General features: G+C 51.3%; 1 protein-coding gene and 1 pseudogene. Both read left to right on the top strand.

The window, feature by feature from the left end; translation table 11 throughout:
* Positions 1–307: pseudogene (locus A3754_RS27000) on the top strand (sigma-54-dependent Fis family transcriptional regulator); the annotation flags it as partial.
* Positions 308–497: 190 nt separating this feature from the next.
* The coding region (locus tag A3754_RS26415; RefSeq protein ID WP_156496694.1) for a hypothetical protein at positions 498–924 on the top strand (427 nt) is incomplete at its 3' end.

The following is a 924-nucleotide window of genomic DNA, read 5'->3' on the forward strand; positions in this document are numbered from 1 at the left end:
GCCCGGCAACGTGCGGGAACTGGAAAACGTGATTGAACGGGCCGTTATTCTCACTGAAGAAGACGGCATCGGCCCGGCCCAGCTGGGCCTGAACCCCAACCGCGCGCCCCAACGCGTCAGCCGGGCCAGCCTGGACCCCAGCGAAGACCTGTCACTGGAAGATTATTTCACTCGCTTCGTGATGGAAAATCAGGACAGCATGACCGAGACCGAGCTGGCGCAGAAACTGGGAATCAGCCGGAAAAGCCTTTGGGAGCGGCGTCAGCGGCTGGGCATCCCCCGCAAAAAGGCCAGTGCACGTCGTTGAATAAGAATACAGCATCGCTTGCCATTGACCGGCAAAACCAATCCACACGTCATTAGAGTCAAACGCAAAAACGTTAATTCGGGACACGGAAATCGGGAGCAGGACCCGAAACAACCTAAAAGCCGAGCAAGTGTTACCGCTCTACACAGGAAAGTAACACAAGCGTTACCTGGATCCGGCCGCATTTAAGGTGTTTTTTGCAAAACACGCACAACCCAATGATTTAAATGGATTTTTTAGCGTGTTGCATTGGCAGGGGTGGACGGGCACTATGAATCCCACGCCAGCAAACAAGAAAAACAGCGGCGTAAAAGCTCAAACAATAACAACAAGAAAGAAGAACAATAATTTCACGAGCCAATGCAGTGCTGCTGCAACTGATGATTGCAGCGACAAGGCAGAAAACAACACAAACAATAATAACAACAGAATCAGCGCAAAATATGGGAGTCACAACTTCGGTTGTGGCTCCTTTTTACTTTCTGGCCGGGCATTTTATCCCATTACCTTGGCCGGTGCCGGCCCTTACGGGCCAAAGACATCTCAACTGGCGAAAAAAAGTGCTACTATCGCCGCCTTATTGCTCATTTTGAGGCCGAATTTTTCGCATGCCCTGC

This window comes from Alcanivorax sp. HI0083 (assembly GCF_001635175.1).